The sequence below is a fragment of the Dyadobacter sp. CY261 genome, from assembly GCF_021440085.1.
Lineage (GTDB): Bacteria > Bacteroidota > Bacteroidia > Cytophagales > Spirosomataceae > Dyadobacter.
The window spans coordinates 474,183-492,545 of the sequence record NZ_JAKCPW010000007.1 but is presented as its reverse complement, the minus strand read 5'-3'; the positions used below and the strand labels follow the sequence as shown (position 1 = coordinate 492,545).

The window sequence follows — 18,363 nt, the reverse complement described above, 5'->3', positions numbered from 1 at the left end:
TTATCAACCGTTTTCTCTCAAATCAATTTTATTGTCGAACATATGCGATCGGCCGTCGGCCGTCGGCGGTCGGCGGTCGGCGGTCCAATCATCACCCGTCCACCCTAATCCCCAACGCCCGCAACAACTCCTCCCGGTACGACTTACCGATCGGCAACTTCGTACCATGAACCGACAGCTCACTGGGAAAAATGTCATCTATAAAGTGGCTGTTCACTGAAAATCGCCGGTGGATGCGTAAAAAACGCTGTGGTTCTAGCTGCTCCATGAAATCGTTGATCGTGGAGCGGACCATTACTTTCTTTTGGGAAGCCAGGTGCAGAAGGACATAGTTCGCTTCACTTTCCAGGTAAAGGAGTTCGTCGAAGAAGATTTTCCGGAAAACATAGCCGTCCTTGACAAACATGAAGTTCTTGGCGTGATAGGATGCCGGTTTCTCCTGCTTTGTGAGGTTTTGGTGCCTGGCCTGGCTGGCAGTGAAGTTATAGAATGCGATCTCTATCGCGGCGTAAAGCTCTTCTTTGGTAAACGGTTTGACGATATAGGCGTGCGGCTTTACCTTCTTGGCGCGGTCGATGGTTTCGATGTCGCTGTTGGCTGTCAGGAATATGAATGGGAGCTTGTAGGTTTCGTTGAGCTGTTCGGCCACATCGAAGCCGTCCTTGCGGCCGGCAAGCTGAATGTCGAGCAGGAGCAGGTCGGGCCTGTCGTTTTCGAGCATTTCGAGTGCTTCGGTGTAGTTGATCGCCGGCCCGCAATGCGTGTAGCCGAGCTCATCGAGGGTGCTTAGTATCGTCCGCGCGATGACGAGTTCGTCTTCAACAACGCCTATTTTCAGATCTGACATAAGGGTTAATCCTGGTTTTTTCGTATTTCCCGATTGGTGAAATGGATGGTAAACATCGCGCCATTCACGGTTTCATAATGCACCGTTCCTCCGATCTGTCGGCTCAGGTCATTGACGAGCTGCAAGCCAAGGGTCTTCGCCTTGCCGGGATCGAACAGCTCCGGCAATCCTGGCCCGTTGTCGGAATAGATTAGCCTGAACCTCCCTTCCGAAGCCGTTTCAATGGTCACTGCTATTTCACCTTCGGGCACATTTGAAAACGCATATTTAAACGAATTTGACAACAATTCGTTCAAAATAAGCCCCAATGGAACCGCAGAGTCTATATCGAGGTGCAAATCAGGCACTTCTATCGCCAGCGAAACATTCTTTTCCTTTTGAAATACGCTTTGTACCTGCCTCGCCAGGTCATTCACAAAACGTTTCAGATTAATACTACTCAGGTTTTCGAACTGGTAGAGGTTCTGGTGGATCAGCGCAATACTTCTGACCCGGTTGCGGCCTTCCTGCAATGCCTCCCTCGCGGCCTCGTCGGAAAGGCTTTTGCCCTGCAATTCCAGCAGGCCGGAAATTACCTGGAGGTTGTTTTTGACCCGATGATGGATCTCTTTCATGAGAACATCCTTTTCAAGCAGCAAGGCTGTCTGTTCCGAAAGCGATTGCTTCAACTGCATAGTCCGCTCATTCACGGTTTCTTCCAGCCGCTTCTTCTCCCACGCCAGTTGCTTGACCCTGAACCGGATAAACAGGTAAATCAATGATCCAAGCAATATTCCGACGGCCAGAAAGAAGTACCATTGCAGATAAATCGGTTTTAAAACACTCAGCGGAATGCTCAGCTCACGCTTATTCCATGCGCCTTCCCTGTTTTGCGCTTTGATCCTCAGCACAAAATCGCCGTAGGGCAAGCCGCTGATCCGCACCGAGTTTTCATTGATATATACCCAGTCTTTATCCAGCCCTTCTATCTGGTAAGCATACCGGTGCCCCTCTTCCTTGGTGAAATCGAGTAATTGGAAATCCAGCGTAAAGAATTTGTCGTCGGGTTCGAGGACTATGCCCGAATTTCGCAATAGATCGGCTGTTTTATTTACCAGTTCATTCGCCGAGCCCACAAACTGGTTGAATGCAATAACCTGCAAAGGCACTTCAAGTGCCGCAGTATCGGTGTGGAACTCGCGCGGATCGAAGCCGATCACGCCATTCAATCCCCCAAAATACAATTTGCCGTCATCTGCCTTGAATGAAGATGTCCGGTTGAATTCGTTGTGGGAAATACCGTCGGTGGTGGTATAGGTACTAACCGAAAAATTACTGGGATTGAAACGGATCAAACCGTAATCCGAGCTGATCCAGAGATTCCCGGAAGCGTCGGGCTCGATCCGGTACAGTACATCGGACGGAAACCCGGCCGTAATGTTGAACTGCCGGAAAGCATTCGTTTGAGGGTTCCATCGATACAGGCCCTCGCCGTTGGTAGCGAGCCACCAGGTACCGTCGGGCCCTTGCCAGGCATCCAGCAAACTCAGCCCATTCAGGAAAGGCGATTGTAACCGGGCCATCCGCATGAGCCTGCCACCCGGCGACGGCCTGTCGGTCAGCTGATACAAGCCGTTTTCAGCCACTGCCCACACCATACCCGCTTTATCCCGCAAAAAACGATAGATAAACTTAGCGTCGGGCATAGAAGCCGTCTCCAGCGGCAACGAGTCGATCCGGTTGGTAATGGAATTGAAAACTGAAAACCCGTCGATCCTGCCCAGCAATAAAAGACTGTCGTTCAATGAGTAAAGCGACCATATTTCCGATGGCGGCATAGGCAGGCCAATCATCCTGTTCCGGGCCTCGTCGTAACGCGCAAGGCCTGCGCCGCCCGTATAAATGCTGCCATTGTGCCTTCCCAGGCCGTAGTTGATATACGGATTTTTAATAGCCTGCGTCAGCCCGCCCTCCTGCCTGAATGTGTGGGCCCAGATATTCGCGACGACCTTACCGCTACTGTCGGCATAAATGCCCCGCGCCTGGCCGTTGGGCTCGTCGGACTGCTGGCTCGTGGAAAAGTAAGGTTTGAAGCGGTTCTTTTTGATGGTGAGCTGCATGACGCCCGACGACGTACAAAGCCAGAAATTCCCGAGCTTGTCCGGGAAAAGCCGGTATATAAACAGATTTTCAAACCCCCTCATTTCCGATTTCCCTATGACCCGCAGGAATGCATTTTTATTCCAGATATAGAGCGCATCAGTGGCAATATAAAAAGCCGCGGCCCTGCCGTCTGTCGCAGGCCAGATCTGAAACCAATAGCGGCCTTTCACCCGATCCAAATGATATCTTGCAAGATCCGGAACCGGAACCAGCTCACCATTTTGGGCCAGCTTTTCTACAACAAACGTGTCCTCGCTATCCGCTGTGTTGTAGGCGATCAGCAACTCTTTCCGGTCTGTGAGGCCAATAGGCAGTGAGCGCAGCACATTATGCTGCCGGAACGGGACAACGCTCTTGCCCGTAACCATATATTGTGTTTGCTGATTAATGAGCTTCAAATGGGCGACCCCCTGAATAAATGTGCAAACTGGCCCTGTGGTGCGGTAATCAAAGAGAGAATCCTGTCTGACCCATTTGTTCATTTCCAATATCAGCCGGAAACCTTTCTTAGCGGAATACCGCCAGTACCGGAAAGGCGAAGCCGTTAGGAAACTGGTTTCATCGGTGCCGTCATTAGCGATCCAGTAGACGTCCCGCTCCTTGAAAGGCAAATCAGGAAAAGTGGCTGTCAGCGTTTTGACTTCCTGGGTGGCAGCATCCATCACATCCACCTTTCCAATGGTGGTGAGCTGGAAGCCCACACTACCATATTGAATGAAAAGTCGGTTGGCATCATCGACAGCCAGTTGTACGACCTTGTTCTCCTGAAGCCGGTTTCTTTGACGGGTAAAAAGCAAGGTTTTGCTCCCGTCGAAACGGTTCAACCCATTGCGGGTACCAAACCACAGAAAGCCGCCCGCATCCTGCACCCCGCAAAATACCTCATGGGACGCGAAGCCGTTCTCGACGGACAGTAACCGTTTCGTGATGGTGTAATCCAGGCGAATGGAATCCTGCTGCCCGAGCAATGCATGGGCATAAAGCAGCAATATCAGAAACCAGCGCTTTTGAAAACCGCTTTCAGCCAGTTTCAACACCCGACGATCTGCCAAGGATAGATTGATTTGATGATGGAAATGCCAAGATAACGCATTTTACATCATCAGAAACCATTAACCGATGGCAACAGGGCAACTCAAAGAAGTTTGTCAAAATGAATGGGTAACTCACGGATACGCTTGCCGGTTGCGTGGAATACTGCGTTGGCCACAGCAGCCGGCATGGCTACCAGCCCGATCTCCCCTACCCCTTTAACACCCAATTCATTGATCAGATCGTCCCTCTCATCGGCAAAAATCACGTCGAGCTCGTTGATATCGGCATGTACCGGTATATGGTATTCGGCGAGATTCTGGTTCATGTATTTGCCCAGCTTTTCGTCCAGGATCGTTTCCTCATGCAATGCTTTGCTGATACCCCACACCATCGATCCGGTGATCTGGCTGCGTGCTGTTTTCGGATTAATGATGGTACCGGCCGCAACGGCGGTGATCGCCCTCGTTACGGTGATCATTTTCAGTTCTTTATCCACTTCTACTTCCACAAAAGCGGCACTATGCGTTGCCTTTGCGTATTTTCTCAATTTCAAAACATGCGGGGCACCCATATTCGTCGTTTTCACAGGCCTCCCGCCATTCGCCGCCACAATCTCCTGAAATGAAACGGAGACGGACGGACTCCGCCGCAAAAAAATACTACCATCCCTGAATGCAACATCCTCGCCGCTGACGTTTTTGAACGGCGAGCCGTCGATGTCCTTGGCCTTTTTCAAAAGCTTCTTCTTCAACGCTTTCACGGCAACGACAATACCGACACCGGTGGATGCAGTCATCGACGACCCACCCTGAAACATGGAAAAGGGCTTCTTACTGTCGCCGTAGTTAAATGTGACATTTTCCATCGGCATGCCTAGCTCATCCGCTGCCACCTGTGTCATCACGGTCAACGTCCCTGTGCCGATATCCGTGACGGCATTGTTCAAAACCAGCTTGCCGTCCTGGGTGATCATCGCTTCCACACGTGACGGGAACTGGTAAGCGTCCCAAATGCCCGTGGCCATGCCATAGCCCACAAACTTGTTGCCGCGCGTCATGCTGCCAGGCGCAGGACTGCGTTTTTCCCAACCGAATTGCTTGGCCGCCCGCATATAACACTCGCGGAGTGCCTTACTCGTAAATGGCTTGCCTGTTACAGGATCGGTCTCAGCATAATTGCGCAACCGGAATTCGAGCGGGTCGATACTTGCTTCGTAGGCCAGCTCGTCCATCGTGCATTCAATTGCATGCAGGGCCGTCACGCCGCCGGGCGCACGCATATCCAAGGGTGTGAAAAGATCCAGGGAAGCCAGTTTATATTCAAAAAGCGTATTGGGCGCCGGGTAAAGTTTGTGGCTCCACTGAGCCACGGTTTCTACATAATCCTCAAACTGGGAAGCTTCTGAAATAGCCAAATGGTTCAATGCGGTGAGACGGCCATTCGCATCCGCTGCGAACCGCAACCGCTGATAACTTTGCGGCCGGTGCGGGAATGGGTACATCTGCTTCCGTTCGAGCACTACCCTGACGTTCCGCTTCAAAAACAATGACGCCATCACGCACAGGTAAAGCTGATATTGCGGCCTCAACCCGGCGCCGAATGCCCCGCCAACAAATGGCGACAACACCCTTACATCCTTGTAATGCAAGCCAAAGACATTGGCCACAAACAGCTGGTTGTTGACCGTTCCCTGCGTTTTATCATAAATCGTCAATTTGCCTTCGCCCTCATACACAGTGGTAGTGGCAAACAACTCTATCGGATTATGATGTTCCGTACCATGCCGGAATTCAGAATCGACCTTTACGGGCGAATCTTTGAACGCTTGTTCGAAATTGCCTGTTGGCGGCGGCGGAGGTGGTTTTAGCATGGTCGCCAGCCCCTTCTCGGGTTTGCGGGCCTTCTCGAGATTGTGATCAAGGCAAGTTTCAAATGGTTCTTCCTGATATTCGATAATAACCAGCGTGGCGGCATAGCGTGCGGTTTCGAAATCTTCGGCGATCACCAGCGCGAGCGGCTGTCCGTTGTACTTCACCTCCGCATCGAGCAAAGGTTTGAAAACGACTCCGGGTGGCGCGTCCATATCTGTATATTTCAGGTCGACCGATGCCACGTCCGGCCTATTTTCATGGGTAATGACCTCCAAAACACCGTTCAACGCCTTCGCCGCGCTAACATCGATACGGGTAATCTTTCCCTTCGTGATCGTGCTATTGACGACATAGCCGTATAGCAGATCAGGAACATCATATTCAGCTGCATACCTGGCCGCACCGGTGACCTTCAACTTCCCTTCCAGCCTGCTGACCGGCCTTCCTACCATTGGTTGTAATTTCATAATATCGGAATGTTGATGAAAATCAGGCCGATGGCTGCGCGCCCGGAAGCTGGGTTTCGGGGTTTAGGGCCATCATTCCATTGCGGATAATCGCCCTTCTGGCCAGTTCTATTTTAAAATTGTTGTATTTAAATCCTTTTGCATCGGCCAGTATCACTTCCGCAGCCGCGGCAAAAGTTGCTTCGTCCGCCGTTCTCCCGATCAGCACAGATTCAGCCTCATGCATACGCCAGGGCTTGTGTGCGACGCCCCCCAGCGCGAGGCGCGCATCGCGTATGATGCCGCCGTCCAGTTCCAAGGCAGTAGCCACAGAAACCAGCGCAAAAGCGTAAGAATGCCGGTCCCGGAGTTTGAGGTAGGAATAGTTTTGTGCAAATCCTCTGACAGGGAGGTCAATTGACGTGATGAGGTCGCCGTGGTGCAAATGGTTATCGATATCAGGTGCATCGCCCGGTAGACGGTGGAAATCTGTAAAGGGAATGCTTCGTTCGCCGTTATTGCCGGATACATTCACAACCGCTCCCAGCGCGGCGAGCGCCACGCACATGTCCGAAGGGAAAACCGCGATGCATTGATCGCTGGCTCCCAGAATGGCGTGAATGCGATTATAACCCTCCATAGCCGGACAGCCCGAACCGGGCTCACGCTTATTACAAGGCACATCGGGATCATAAAAATAATAGCATCGCGTCCGTTGCAGGAGGTTACCGCCGTTCGTGGCCATGTTCCGGATTTGTGGCGACGCACCGGCCAGAATGGCTTTGGAAAGCAGCGGATAGCGCTCCTCCACCAACGGGTGATAGGCGGTATCCGCATTCGTGACTAACGCGCCCAGCCTCAGACCGCCATTTTCCAGTTCGGTAATATGCTTGTGATTGTGCAGGTGATTGATATCGACCAGCAATTTGGGATGGACAAGATTATATTTCCAAAGATCTACGAGATTGGTACCACCGGCGATGAACATGGCATCTTCCGAAGCGGCAACGGCATCCGTTGCGTCGATAGCATCTGTCGCTTGTTTATATTCAAAATTATTCAAGGCCGCCTCCTTCCTTGACTTCCATGATCGCGTTTATGATCCCCGTATTGGCACCGCAGCGGCATAAATTGCCGCTCATCAGCTCCTTTACGTCCTCTCTCGTCCGGGCTTTACCTTCATTGAGCATACCAACGGCGCTGCATATTTGCCCAGGTGTGCAATAGCCGCATTGAAATGCGTCATGCTCGATAAATGCCTGTTGCAGCGGATGCAGGTCGTCACCACTGGCAATGCCTTCGATGGTGGTAACGTCCGAGCCATCCTTCATCACAGCGAGCGTCAGGCAGCTCAGGATACGTTTGCCGTCGCACAGCACGGTGCAGGCACCGCACTGACCATGGTCGCAGCCTTTTTTGGTACCCGTCAGTTTCAGCCGCTCGCGCAACGCATCCAGCAGTGAAACCCAGGGAAGCACTTGGAGCGAATACCGACGTTGATTTACATTCAGTACGATTGTCGTCATCAGCATTTGGAAATTTGCCGCTTCCAGTCAAAGATTATGCCATCACCCGGCAGACCGCATTCCGGCCTTTGCCAGTCGGCAGGTCACGGTTCGTCGATTTACCGACCTCTCGAGTCCCCCCGTATCAGGTATCAGCAAGCTGTAAATGCACGTAAAAATCATTTTCAGAGCGCGCGCTCCAATCAATTGCCATCACATTGGACAGCAGGTTGCTCAGTTCGTCCATCGAGCTTGGTTTCGACAGATAACCCGTGGCTCCCAGCTTGCGCGCCTGCTCCACGGTGAGGCTGTCCTGGTCTGTCGAGAACAGAAATACCGGAAGGACTTTGGAAAAATGTTCGCGGATGTTCATCAGGCATTCAAGGCCCGTCAGAATCGGCATGTTAATGTCCAGGAAGACCATATCAGGCTTCCTTGAACCGGCTATTTTCAACGCGTCCAACACTTCCTGACCATTCCCAAAAACACGGAACGCGCAGTCGGCCTTAATGCCCGCTAGTGTGTGTTCAAAAAAGTAAACATCGTCATGGTCGTCCTCTGCCAAAAAAATCAGTTGCTCCATTGCTGTTCACCGGTGCGGCCGGCTGTTGCGGGTTTGAAGTTTGATTCATGGAAAGTAATCGCGTTGTGCCTTTCCATTTACTCAACTAGGTAAATTCTATGCCATAAATAAGCCTTTGAGATTACCCTGCAACACTTGCAGACACCGGCCGGTACCGCATCCTTACGCACAAAGAAACCCCGGATATAAAAGCAACCGGGGCTTTTGTTCTACAATGCTGGGGAAAGTACAGCTTACTGATTAGCCCCGCCGTTGACCAGCAAATGCTGGCCATTTACGAACGATGAGAGATCGCTGGCAAAGAATTCGGCTACATTGGCTACATCTTCCACTTCGGCAAGCCGGCCCATCGGACAGCTGTCGAGCAGGGATTTTCTCAGCTCGGGATAGCTGCCTTCTTCTGCAAAAATACCCGAGTGATCTACGGCAAAAGGAATGATGGAATTGACAGTCACACCGCGGTGGCCAATTTCTTTGGACAAAACATCCACCAGATAACGCGGGGTAGTTTTGCTCCCTCCATACACCGCCATTCCCTGAACAGGAAACGCCGTAGTACTGGAAGCGATGTAAATGATGCGGCCATTATCCGTGACGTTCAAAGCGGCCTGCTGCATCGTGAAATACGCGCCCTTGGTATTAATGGAAAACAAATGATCGAACTGTTCTTCGGTAAACTGGGTCACCGGCGTTTCCACCATTTCAATCCCCGCATTAGCGACCACGATGTCGATTTCGCCGAATGCTTTTTTGGCCTCTTCGAAGAGCCGTTGAATATCGGCTACTTTACTGACGTCGGCCTGAACGGCGATTACCCGTGCGCCCATCGCGGTGATGTTGCTTACGACTTCATCGGCCGATGCCTTGTCGCGTGAATAGTTAATAACAATGTCGGCACCGAGCGCTGCGTAACGTTCTGCGATGGCTTTACCGAGGCCTCTGGCTGATCCTGTGATAAGGGCTACTTTGTTTTTGAGCGAGTTCATGGTCTTTTTGTTTCGTGTTAAATAACAATACAAAGGTGTCCGATGAGCCCCGCCCGCGACGTACAAGGATTACAGCAAGAGTTGCAAATTTCTCAGAATGGCTAGCAATATTTTTCTTTTCATTGGTCAATCAATCGGCATTCAGCTTGGGAAGCGATTTCCACCAGGCAAGCAGTTTGCCGCTCAGTTCCCCAACCACTTTCGGTTCGTTGCTTTGAAGATTGTTGGTTTCGGCCTTGTCTTTTACGATGTTGTACAGTTCAACCTTGCTGCCGTCACTGTCCATCAGGAGCTTCCACTCGCCCGACCGTACGGCAAGGCGCGGGCTGCGGTCGTTGCCTTTCGGATAATTGTAGGCGATGTCGTTCCGGCCATATTCCCAAAACATTTCCTTTTTCCGCAGCGAGGATTTACCCAGAAACACCCCTGAACGATCGATACCGTCGCCAGCATAGTCATCGGGAATTTTAACGTCGGCCAGCTTCGATAATGTCGGTAAAAGGTCGGTAGCATGCACCTCCGAGCGGTTATCGGTGCGGTTGGCCGGAATGTGGCCAGGCCAACTGATGATGAATGGCATCCGTATCCCGCCTTCGTAAAGCGAGAGTTTTGAACCTCTTAGTCCACCACTCCTCCGTCCGCCAAAAGTGGGTAGCGCACCATTATCACTGGTGAAGATAATGATCGTATTTTCTGCCAGGCCAAGTTCTCTCAGCCCGTCGAGCAGCCTACCGATCTGCACGTCATATTCTATCAAAACACTTTTGAATGCAGCTTCATCCTGAGGCTTCATCGGAAACTTGCCCGTGTACTCAGTCTCTACCCGCGGCACCCAGGGTGTATGCACGTCGTCGGGCCAGAGGTTGATGAAACAAGGCTGCCCTTTGTGTCGCTGCATAAAATCCAGCGTTTTGTCTACAAAATATTTGCTCCGGTCCCATCTTTTGATACTGTCTTTTTCAGACCAGATCCAGTTAGTAGCTGTAATCGCCGGGTCGGGTTGCGGGCTTTCGTAGGTGCTGGCGTGCTCGTCGAAACCATATTCAGTGAATCCGGGCGCATTGGTCACGTCCCTGCCGCCGCCCATATGCCATTTGCCGAAATGGCCGGTTGCATACCCCGAATTCTTGAAAAACCAGGCAATGGAAGGTGCTTGCGTATCCAGGTAGTCGATCTGCCCGGCGTCTTTGTTATGCTTTTTGGTGTCCAGAAAAGTAGTGAAATTCCATTTCCCCGGTTGCATGCCCGTAAGTAAGCTCGCCCGCGAAGGTGAACAGATAGGCGCGCCGCTGTAATATTGTGTGAGTTTCAAACCGTTGGCTGCCAGCCTGTCGATATTGGGCGTCGGGACGAAATTGCCTCCATAGGCACCCACATCGCCGTAGCCCATGTCGTCCGTCAGTATCACGATAATGTTCGGCTGCGATGGCCCTTTTGTACTCCTGCGCTGTGCGGAAACAGGCAGTATATTGACAGACAACACAATGCACAGCAGAAGCCTGCGCCATTTAATTTCTCCTATACGGTTTTTCATTGCAAATAAAATAGCGCCATGAAGGCTTGTATGTTTCAAAAATAGCCTTACTGGTCCACTAATATAGTAAATCGATAGAATTGAGGATTAAATTTCGCCGTCCTGCGTCAGGCCTTTTGTAAAGTCAGCAAATTTTTATAGAAATTTTAATTTAATATACAGTATAATTATATATAAATGTATTTTAACCTAAAACGAACTTTGCAAAAATACAGCTATGCTTTCACACTACTTTTCATTTGCCTGGCGGAGAATCTGGCAAGAAAGGCAAACCAACCTGATCCGGGTTACAAATCTGAGTATCGGTTTCGCCAGCGGACTGGTCATCTTCCTGGTGGTCAACTATATGCTGACATTCGACCGGCATCATCCGCATATGGAGCGGGCATATTGGATTGTGACTGACATTAAACGCGAAGCGATCATGGAAACCGACGCAGCACCCCGTCCCATGGCCGAAGTGCTACGCCAGAGTTATCCGTTTGTCGACAATGCGGTGAGACTGGAAACGCTGTTTGGTCGTACCGTCAGCATTCCCGACGGAAAGGGCGGCTGGGCGAAGAAGTTCAACGAGGCGCGCAACATATGCTTCACCGAACCACAGTACTTCGATATGTTCACGGTAGAATGGGTCGGCGGTGACCGCTCCACCGCCCTGGCTGCGCCTAACAACATCGTGCTCAGCGAACGTTATGCGGAAAAATATTTCAACACAAAGCTTCCACTCGGTCGTACGCTGCGGCTCGACAACAGGGTGGATCTCACAGTTACCGGCATTATCAAAAACCCGCCACCCAACACACAGCTCCGCTACGACGGGCTTATATCCTACGCCACCATTCCAGGACTGGAATCACCAGCGGCGATGCAGGACTGGCAAGGGCTTCAAAGCATGTGTTTCGTACGGTTGCGGGAAGGCATCTCGACCGACCGTCTGACCGGTGCCCTCGAAGTTCTTCGGGAAAAATACTTACCTCCTGCCGAGACTTCGCATTATGCCTACCAGGTCCTTCCGCTCGCCGAACTGAACCACGAACGTAGCGGCATGGCCCCGCGGCCAGTGCTGTATGCGCTAATTGCGGTTGGCCTGCTACTTGTCGCTGCTTCCTGTATCAATTATATCAATCTTGCCACCGCACAGGCTTTGCAGCGCGCACGCGAAGTGGGTGTGCGTAAAGCGGTTGGAAGCAACCGGGCGCAATTACTGAAACAGTTTCTGCTGGAAACGGCCATCCTCACGACTCTGGCCGTAGGCATGGCCCTGGTGGTCGCTCAGTTGGCTATGCCGCTGGTAAACGGCACATTGGCGGGGCAGGTCGAAATGCTGGATCCTTCGATCTCGATTCTCGACCTGGTCAAACCCAGTGCACTGGCATGGTTTATCCCATTGGTAATAGGTGTGGTTTTAACGGCTGGCCTGTATCCGGCCTGGGTCCTGTCCGGTTTCAACCCTACCGAGGCATTGACCGGCCGCCTGACCCGTGCAACAGGCGGTTTCACCATCAGGAGAACGCTTATTACCGGCCAGTTTTTGCTCACGCAACTTTTCCTGATCATCGTGCTCGTTATCACGGCACAGCTACGGCATATGCAGCAGGTTAACTGGGGTTTTAGCCATGATAACAGGATGACTATCTGGCTTCCGCAGCAAACCGTCCCCTATGCCCAACTGAAAGACAAGTGGCTGGGTATTCCGGGCGTCGAGTCGGTTAGCTATGCGAGCGACCCGCCGGCTTCTCCTTACAACCGCCCCACCCCTTTCAGCTTTCACACCGCTACCGAGCCGGAGGCTTTTGAAACGTCTTTCAGGGCCGTGGACGAACATTACACGGATTCCTTCGGGCTTACGCTCCTGGCAGGCCGGAACTTCACCGCCGCCGACACCACGGGCAGCGAGGTGCTCATCAACGAGACGTTGGTAAACAGGCTGGGAATCAAACAGCCGGGCGACGTGTTGGGAAAACGGATGCGGATCAAAGATGCAGAGCGGACCATCGTAGGCGTTGTGAAGGATTTCAGGAGCGGTAACCTGCACCAGCCTATTGTGCCAGTCACACTCATTCACGACTTGAAGCACACGACCATGGCCGTACTGACCATCACGGAAAAGCAATCGGAGACCACACAAAAAGCAGTACAGGCAATCTGGGATTCCTCCTTGCCTGACCAAACCTACCAGGCGGGCACCGTCAATGATCTCCTGAACTCATTCACCGAAATGGAGCGTCTGCTGGCCGGGTTCGTCCAAATTTTCGCATTCATTGCCATCGCTATGAATTGCCTGGGATTGTATGGTCTGGTGACATTTATGGCGGCAGGCCGCGCAAAAGAAATCGGTATTCGCCGGATCCTCGGTGCACGGACCGAACAATTGTTGTGGGTCTTCGGCAGCGAATTCAGTCGCCTGCTTATCATAGGGTTTCTTTTCGCCGCCCCGCTGGGATGGTGGCTGACATCCAGCTGGCTGCAACAATACACGCACCGGATCGAAGTGAACGGCTGGCTATTGCTGGCGACGATCGTTGCCACGGCCGCAATCACAGCCGCGACAGTCCTCGCCCATGCATTGAAAGCATCTACCGCCAACCCGGTGCAGCACCTGCGGACGCAATGACGTTTGTCGCGTCCGCAGGAATGCCTGTTAGCAGCAGGTCACCTGGCCGATTTCCTGCCTTCCGCTGATCCTGCTAAAAAAGGACTGCAGTTGGCCGGATATTCTGGCCAGGGGATACATGTAGAAAAGGCTTCGTCGTTGGCGATCAGGCTTTACCGGGTTGCCTTTACCGGAACCGTGCATATTCGAGACCGAAACGATAATATCGAGAGCCCCGTTGGTGAGCGCACAAATGTCTTCGTGCAGTTCGTCAAGCACGGAAGATACCGGCCTGCGGAGATGATTGCGGTCGGCGATCTGAATGGTGGTGTTGACTGCAAAGTCGTAGATTTCTTGCGAGAGCATATCGCAAAGCTCGCACATATCGGCCCGTCGCTCGGGCAGAATAATGCTTCTTGCTTTCATTTCCTGGATTTTACGCTCGGTTTTCTGAACCAGTTCGGTCCTGATTTCATTCAAAGTCATAAGGGCGCTGTTAGAGGAGTTTGTGCAATGGACGCATGAACGTACTCAGAAAGATTATTAATATTTCGTTAGAATCAAAGGTTTTAATTTTTTTCTAATGTGGTTTGGGCATACACGAATCTCGCTATCAAAATAAAAGCGATACCGAGCAGCGTTTTCAAATGGGTCGTTGTCAAAATCATAACAGGTTGGGACTTGAAAGACCTGGTAATCAACGAGCCGGGCGTTTCGCCCCAAATAATTTCTCAGATCGCATTTCATCACAAAATATACGAAATCACGCGCCATGAAACTATGAAGGAATCCCAGCGTATGTGGCCACCCGTTTTCGCTCCTGCCCGCAAGAGCAGCCTCCGCGCAAAAATGCTGCAACGATCAACTTCATACCTCACCAGGGGCTGGTGAAATCAGATTGCACGACCGAAGACGTCAGCAGCGGCCTGGTGGATCAACTGGAACGTGACGCAAGATTGCCTGAATAAATAATATAATATTTCAGTGATATATTTTTGTATATTTAAGACGACCTAAATTATTCAGAATGAATTAGTTCAAACTCGACAATCACCCTAAACAGTAATCCTCATGAAAGCATTATTTACCCGTAAAGCGGGAGTAGCGATTTGCCTTCTTATGATGACCGGCCTCCCCTGGTCATGTGTCGATCACGCTGAGCCCTTGAAGAGCGTGACTTGTTCTTGCCCGGTACTTGATAACAGCGGCATTATTGGTTATGACACTAAAACGATGGATTGTCCGGGTGGAAAGGCCAAATGCGAGTGCGGCGGCCTGGCTGACCGCGGCAGGATTAAGGTATTTGAATGCAACTAAAGCTGACAAATAGGCCACATTCAGCGAAAATCGTCACGGTATTTTGTAAGCCAAAAGCGGATTAACGAAATATCGTGCCTTTTTTTAATGCCTCTCCTATCAACTAAGCTCAGCCTCACCATGTTAACTTTTGGCATAGCTATTGGTTTGTCAAACACATTCCAATCCAAACTTCAACTCCCATATCAGAGAAATCCCCCCGACCTGCCTTTAACATAGCCTGGGAGCAGCCATCCACTTGACGTTCAGCATTATCAAAAACCATTCGTGACCGTTCACTCAATAGCGAACCAGCCCACGGCAACCTTCGGATGTATTTTCGGTTCAGCATTAAAAGTATTAATCTGTTAGCCATGAACGCATTCTTCAAAACCGCACCATTTATCAAAATGAAAATTTACATTACCGCCATCCTGGTGGGCTCCATGCTCGCCTGCAAAACCGCCGAACTGAAAGTAGATCAAGACTTGAAAAATGAAACGGAAATCTACACCGTGAAAGGCCGGCAAGGTTCGCTGATCGGGCAGACACTTTCTTTTGGCACATTCAAAACGAACAAGATCAAACGCGGCTGGACATTTGGTTACAGCATCCCGTTCATCGTCAAATTCAACGGCGCCAGCGAGAAAATCAGTTTTACACAGTTTGACGCCAACGGTCTCGGCGCGGATGTAGCGTTGGTGAGCAAATTCAGGGAAACGGAACTGTCCCCGCTGGAAGATTACTTTTCCATTTCCCTCAAATACAAAAATTTCTGCGCGGGTTCTGTGAAAATCAATGAAACGGGCTGGGATTTCATTGTCCATAATATTGATGGTGCCGAAAGGAGCCTTAAAGGGAACAGTACTGCAGGCTTTATCCGAAACGGTCAGAGCCGTATCGAAATCACAGGTATCCGCGAGTTGGAAGGGGCGTCAAAATTACTGACGCAAAACGACGTGTATGGCTATGAATTCCGGAGAGCCGGTAAAGTAATCGGCGCCGTATCGACCATCAACAATGGTAAAGTATGGTTCAGGAATGGCCTGGATGAAGAAATGAAACTGGTACTTGCCAGCGTTTCGTCGGGGTTGATGCTTCGTAATTCGGTTGAAGATGAAGCGTTGAGCTTGAAATAACAGTCTAAATTTTTGACACGCAAAAAAGCCGTGGAGTGCATTCCGCGGCTTTTTTTGCGTGTAACTATCGGCATTCCAATTTACTACTACTGGTCAAACTTCCGCTGGCTCGTCTTGTCTTCCGTAGGAAAATCGGCCGGGATGGGAATGTCAACTTTGCCCGTCGCGACCCACTGGCTGCCACGTTGAAGGCTGGTTATAAAGCCGACACATTCAACCGAATAGTCGGCATGACCCAGTGCCATGTGAAAAATGCGGCCTTTTCCATATCGAAGCGCCATCAGCATCGGCTCATTTCGGTCGGTGCCATTGTTGCTTTTGGGAGAGAAGGCAGTAGCGAGAATCTGCATGTTTTCGGCGGGGCCTCGCAGGCGGTCATATAGTTCGTCGCGACTATGCAGCCAAGTTGCCGGCATGCCCTTCGTGATCGGGTGATTGGGTTCGCGGATGGTAATTTTGAATTCTGCCTGAGCGCCGTGAGAACCGGCCTTACCGGGCTTTGTGTCGCGTATTTCCTTGCCATTTTCATCGAAATATACATAAGGGCCGTCTTTTTCGGTCCGGTCGCCCCAGCCGCCGAGGCCGATCATCTGGTTGTAGGCTGTCCATTCGGGAAAAGAATTGTTGGCCGCGTGGATCACTACCAGGCCGCCGCCGTTTTTCATGAATTTCTCAAAATCCTTTTGTGCGTCAGCAGACCACGGCGCCGCATTCCAGCCAAAATTGCTGATCACCACGTCGTAGTTGGAAAATTTGGGATGAAAAGCGGAATCCATTTTGGGCTTCGGCAGCGCTTGCGTGGGTGTACCACCCTTCACGGGGTAAGCCTCTGCGAGCCTATCGCCCTGCCAGGTGTAGTGCGTTCGCTGAACGTCCACCGTAAATTTTTTGGTATTTTCCAGGTAATACTTCATCATGGCCGTGATCTTGGGCCATTGTTCGTGATTGTTCTGCCCGTCGACGATCAGCACACGCAAGGGCGAACGCTGGGCGAGGGACGAAAGTGAAAACGGGCCCAAGCCGATCAGGATGAGCAGGAAAAACAGAAGCTTGGAGTTTTTTATCATATATGGATGGTTTACCGGACGATGCAAGGGTATCCGTAACGGCATTTTGCCGGTAGCCAAGGTAAACCAATGGATTTTCTAAATCAAGCAACGCCAATGATGCCGGGATCGTTAGCGCCCCATTACCGGCAATCCGCTTGGGACACTTTCAGGAATGATTTTATCAAATGAATCGTCGTTGAGTGTATTCAAAAACTCCACGATCCGGGAAATGTCTTTAAAATTGACATCCAAATGTGTGGCAAGCGGGTCCATCTGTTTTGCCTGCACCAGTGGGTTGGGCAGCTTGCCGCCGGCGATATCTTCATAAAACATCAACACCTGATCCAGCGTCGTGAACTTACCGCTATGCATGTAGGGGGCCGTATACCGCAGATTGCGAAGCGAAGGTGTCCTGAATGCGTAATTTTTGTTAGCGCCGAAATCACTTTCTTTCCGGTTTCCAGTATCGGGCACGCCCAACGTGTGTAGTTTAAAATCAGAAAACATGGGTCCGGAATGGCATTTGGCACAACCTGTGACCAGGAAGGCATTCAAACCCTCCTTCTCGCCTGTGGACAATGCATTGCTATCCCCACGCATATACTGGTCAAACCGGGTGTTCGTGGCGATCAGCGTTCGTTCATAAGCGGCAATGGCACGGGAAAGGTTAAGCTGGCTAATCGATGACGCTTCGCTGGGAAACGCTCTGGAAAACAGTTCGCGATAAGCAGGAATTTTAACAAGCCTGCTTACCACCTCATCCAGGACATTGCTTTCATGAAATGCACTTCCCCGCATTTCCTCTAACGTTTTAATCGGTTCCAAAGCTTGCTGTTCAAGGCCCCTGGCGCGCATATCCCAGAACATCGGGGCCGACGCCGGATCGTATTCCGCATTTTTTAACAAACCGTTGAAAGCCGTATTCAGAACACTTTGAGAGTTGCGCTTCACAAACGGGATATCGTTCGGGTCGGAGAACCTGCGATTCTGTCCACGCCCGACGCCATTTACGCCAATCGACGTTTCGAGAAATTCGGCATAGTTGAATTCCGGTTGATGACACGTTGCACACGCGATGTCCTTATTGCCCGAAAGCACCGGATCAAAGAACAGCAGACGGCCTAATGCTACTTTTTCTGGAGTTGAGGGATTATCCGCAGGATCGGTAGCGGTCAACGGCAATGCACCGAGATCGGCGATCGTCTCAATCTGCTTTTCCTCCTTTTTGAAAGTCGTACTCCGCTCTCCGCCGCAAGAAATAAGAGACAACCCAAGAACCAGGACCAAAACAAACTTCCAAATGACTTTAATGACAAACCCTGACATTACTTTCCCAT

General features: G+C 51.1%; 15 protein-coding genes. 4 read left to right on the top strand and 11 right to left on the bottom strand.

Annotation, left to right across the window (positions count from 1 at the left end; all coding sequences use genetic code 11):
• Window positions 1–91: 91 nt before the first annotated feature.
• From LZD49_RS21390 to LZD49_RS21355, 8 genes are all read right to left on the bottom strand, one after another.
• Entirely contained in the window at window positions 92–847 is a 756-nt protein-coding gene (locus tag LZD49_RS21390; protein WP_234669709.1) for a LytTR family DNA-binding domain-containing protein, read from the bottom strand.
• A 5-nt stretch (window positions 848–852) separates the two neighbouring features.
• Window positions 853–4,041, bottom strand: a complete 3,189-nt coding sequence (locus LZD49_RS21385; protein ID WP_234669708.1) for a histidine kinase dimerization/phosphoacceptor domain -containing protein — start codon at window positions 4,039–4,041, stop codon at window positions 853–855.
• Window positions 4,042–4,124: 83 nt separating this feature from the next.
• On the bottom strand, window positions 4,125–6,362 hold the full coding sequence (locus tag LZD49_RS21380) for a xanthine dehydrogenase family protein molybdopterin-binding subunit (RefSeq protein WP_234669707.1): 2,238 nt from the start codon (window positions 6,360–6,362) through the stop codon (window positions 4,125–4,127).
• Window positions 6,363–6,384: 22 nt separating this feature from the next.
• A complete protein-coding gene (locus LZD49_RS21375) occupies window positions 6,385–7,404 on the bottom strand; it encodes a xanthine dehydrogenase family protein subunit M (protein WP_255721095.1) in 1,020 nt (339 codons plus the stop codon).
• Window positions 7,397–7,867 (bottom strand): (2Fe-2S)-binding protein, encoded by a 471-nt coding sequence (locus LZD49_RS21370; protein ID WP_234669706.1) that lies wholly within the window; start codon window positions 7,865–7,867, stop codon window positions 7,397–7,399. The genes LZD49_RS21375 and LZD49_RS21370 overlap by 8 nt, the downstream gene beginning before the upstream one ends.
• 124 nt (window positions 7,868–7,991) lie before the next feature.
• The gene (locus LZD49_RS21365) at window positions 7,992–8,429 is read right to left on the bottom strand and encodes a response regulator (RefSeq protein ID WP_234669705.1); all 438 of its coding nucleotides are present in this window, start codon (window positions 8,427–8,429) and stop codon (window positions 7,992–7,994) included.
• Between the two features lie 233 nt (window positions 8,430–8,662).
• On the bottom strand, window positions 8,663–9,415 hold the full coding sequence (locus LZD49_RS21360) for an SDR family oxidoreductase (RefSeq protein ID WP_234669704.1): 753 nt from the start codon (window positions 9,413–9,415) through the stop codon (window positions 8,663–8,665).
• A gap of 130 nt (window positions 9,416–9,545) precedes the next feature.
• Window positions 9,546–10,949 (bottom strand): sulfatase-like hydrolase/transferase, encoded by a 1,404-nt coding sequence (locus tag LZD49_RS21355; RefSeq protein WP_234669703.1) that lies wholly within the window; start codon window positions 10,947–10,949, stop codon window positions 9,546–9,548.
• Between the two features lie 217 nt (window positions 10,950–11,166).
• Here LZD49_RS21355 and LZD49_RS21350 point away from each other — a divergent pair, with 217 nt between their 5' ends.
• Window positions 11,167–13,563, top strand: coding sequence for an ABC transporter permease (locus LZD49_RS21350; protein ID WP_234669702.1), 2,397 nt, complete (start codon window positions 11,167–11,169; stop codon window positions 13,561–13,563).
• A gap of 27 nt (window positions 13,564–13,590) precedes the next feature.
• Here the strand turns inward: LZD49_RS21350 and LZD49_RS21345 are convergent, their stop codons facing one another.
• Window positions 13,591–14,028: a hypothetical protein gene (locus tag LZD49_RS21345; RefSeq protein ID WP_234669701.1), complete on the bottom strand. Its 438-nt coding sequence runs from the start codon at window positions 14,026–14,028 to the stop codon at window positions 13,591–13,593.
• Between the two features lie 195 nt (window positions 14,029–14,223).
• On the opposite strand from LZD49_RS21345, the gene LZD49_RS21340 reads away from it, so the two are divergent.
• The 3 genes from LZD49_RS21340 (at window position 14,224) to LZD49_RS21330 (ending at window position 15,977) form a co-directional block, all read left to right on the top strand.
• A complete protein-coding gene (locus tag LZD49_RS21340) occupies window positions 14,224–14,433 on the top strand; it encodes a hypothetical protein (RefSeq protein WP_234669700.1) in 210 nt (69 codons plus the stop codon).
• Window positions 14,434–14,613: 180 nt separating this feature from the next.
• Window positions 14,614–14,859, top strand: coding sequence for a hypothetical protein (locus tag LZD49_RS21335; protein ID WP_234669699.1), 246 nt, complete (start codon window positions 14,614–14,616; stop codon window positions 14,857–14,859).
• A gap of 353 nt (window positions 14,860–15,212) precedes the next feature.
• The gene (locus tag LZD49_RS21330) at window positions 15,213–15,977 is read left to right on the top strand and encodes a hypothetical protein (protein ID WP_234669698.1); all 765 of its coding nucleotides are present in this window, start codon (window positions 15,213–15,215) and stop codon (window positions 15,975–15,977) included.
• Between the two features lie 86 nt (window positions 15,978–16,063).
• On the opposite strand, the gene LZD49_RS21325 is transcribed toward LZD49_RS21330, so the two are convergent.
• The gene (locus tag LZD49_RS21325; protein WP_234669697.1) at window positions 16,064–17,044 is read right to left on the bottom strand and encodes a ThuA domain-containing protein; all 981 of its coding nucleotides are present in this window, start codon (window positions 17,042–17,044) and stop codon (window positions 16,064–16,066) included.
• Between the two features lie 111 nt (window positions 17,045–17,155).
• A complete protein-coding gene (locus LZD49_RS21320) occupies window positions 17,156–18,352 on the bottom strand; it encodes a cytochrome-c peroxidase (protein ID WP_234669696.1) in 1,197 nt (398 codons plus the stop codon).
• Between the last annotated feature and the right edge of the window lie 11 nt (window positions 18,353–18,363).

Coding starts and splice junctions, on each gene's coding strand:
- LZD49_RS21365 (WP_234669705.1), bottom strand. CDS start 8,429: ATGGAGCAACTGATTTTTTTGGCAGAGGACGACCATGACGATGTTTAC.
- LZD49_RS21370 (WP_234669706.1), bottom strand. CDS start 7,867: ATGACGACAATCGTACTGAATGTAAATCAACGTCGGTATTCGCTCCAA.
- LZD49_RS21320 (WP_234669696.1), bottom strand. CDS start 18,352: ATGTCAGGGTTTGTCATTAAAGTCATTTGGAAGTTTGTTTTGGTCCTG.
- LZD49_RS21330 (WP_234669698.1), top strand. CDS start 15,213: ATGAACGCATTCTTCAAAACCGCACCATTTATCAAAATGAAAATTTAC.
- LZD49_RS21390 (WP_234669709.1), bottom strand. CDS start 847: ATGTCAGATCTGAAAATAGGCGTTGTTGAAGACGAACTCGTCATCGCG.
- LZD49_RS21335 (WP_234669699.1), top strand. CDS start 14,614: ATGAAAGCATTATTTACCCGTAAAGCGGGAGTAGCGATTTGCCTTCTT.
- LZD49_RS21345 (WP_234669701.1), bottom strand. CDS start 14,028: ATGACTTTGAATGAAATCAGGACCGAACTGGTTCAGAAAACCGAGCGT.
- LZD49_RS21350 (WP_234669702.1), top strand. CDS start 11,167: ATGCTTTCACACTACTTTTCATTTGCCTGGCGGAGAATCTGGCAAGAA.
- LZD49_RS21380 (WP_234669707.1), bottom strand. CDS start 6,362: ATGAAATTACAACCAATGGTAGGAAGGCCGGTCAGCAGGCTGGAAGGG.
- LZD49_RS21325 (WP_234669697.1), bottom strand. CDS start 17,044: ATGATAAAAAACTCCAAGCTTCTGTTTTTCCTGCTCATCCTGATCGGC.
- LZD49_RS21355 (WP_234669703.1), bottom strand. CDS start 10,949: ATGAAAAACCGTATAGGAGAAATTAAATGGCGCAGGCTTCTGCTGTGC.
- LZD49_RS21360 (WP_234669704.1), bottom strand. CDS start 9,415: ATGAACTCGCTCAAAAACAAAGTAGCCCTTATCACAGGATCAGCCAGA.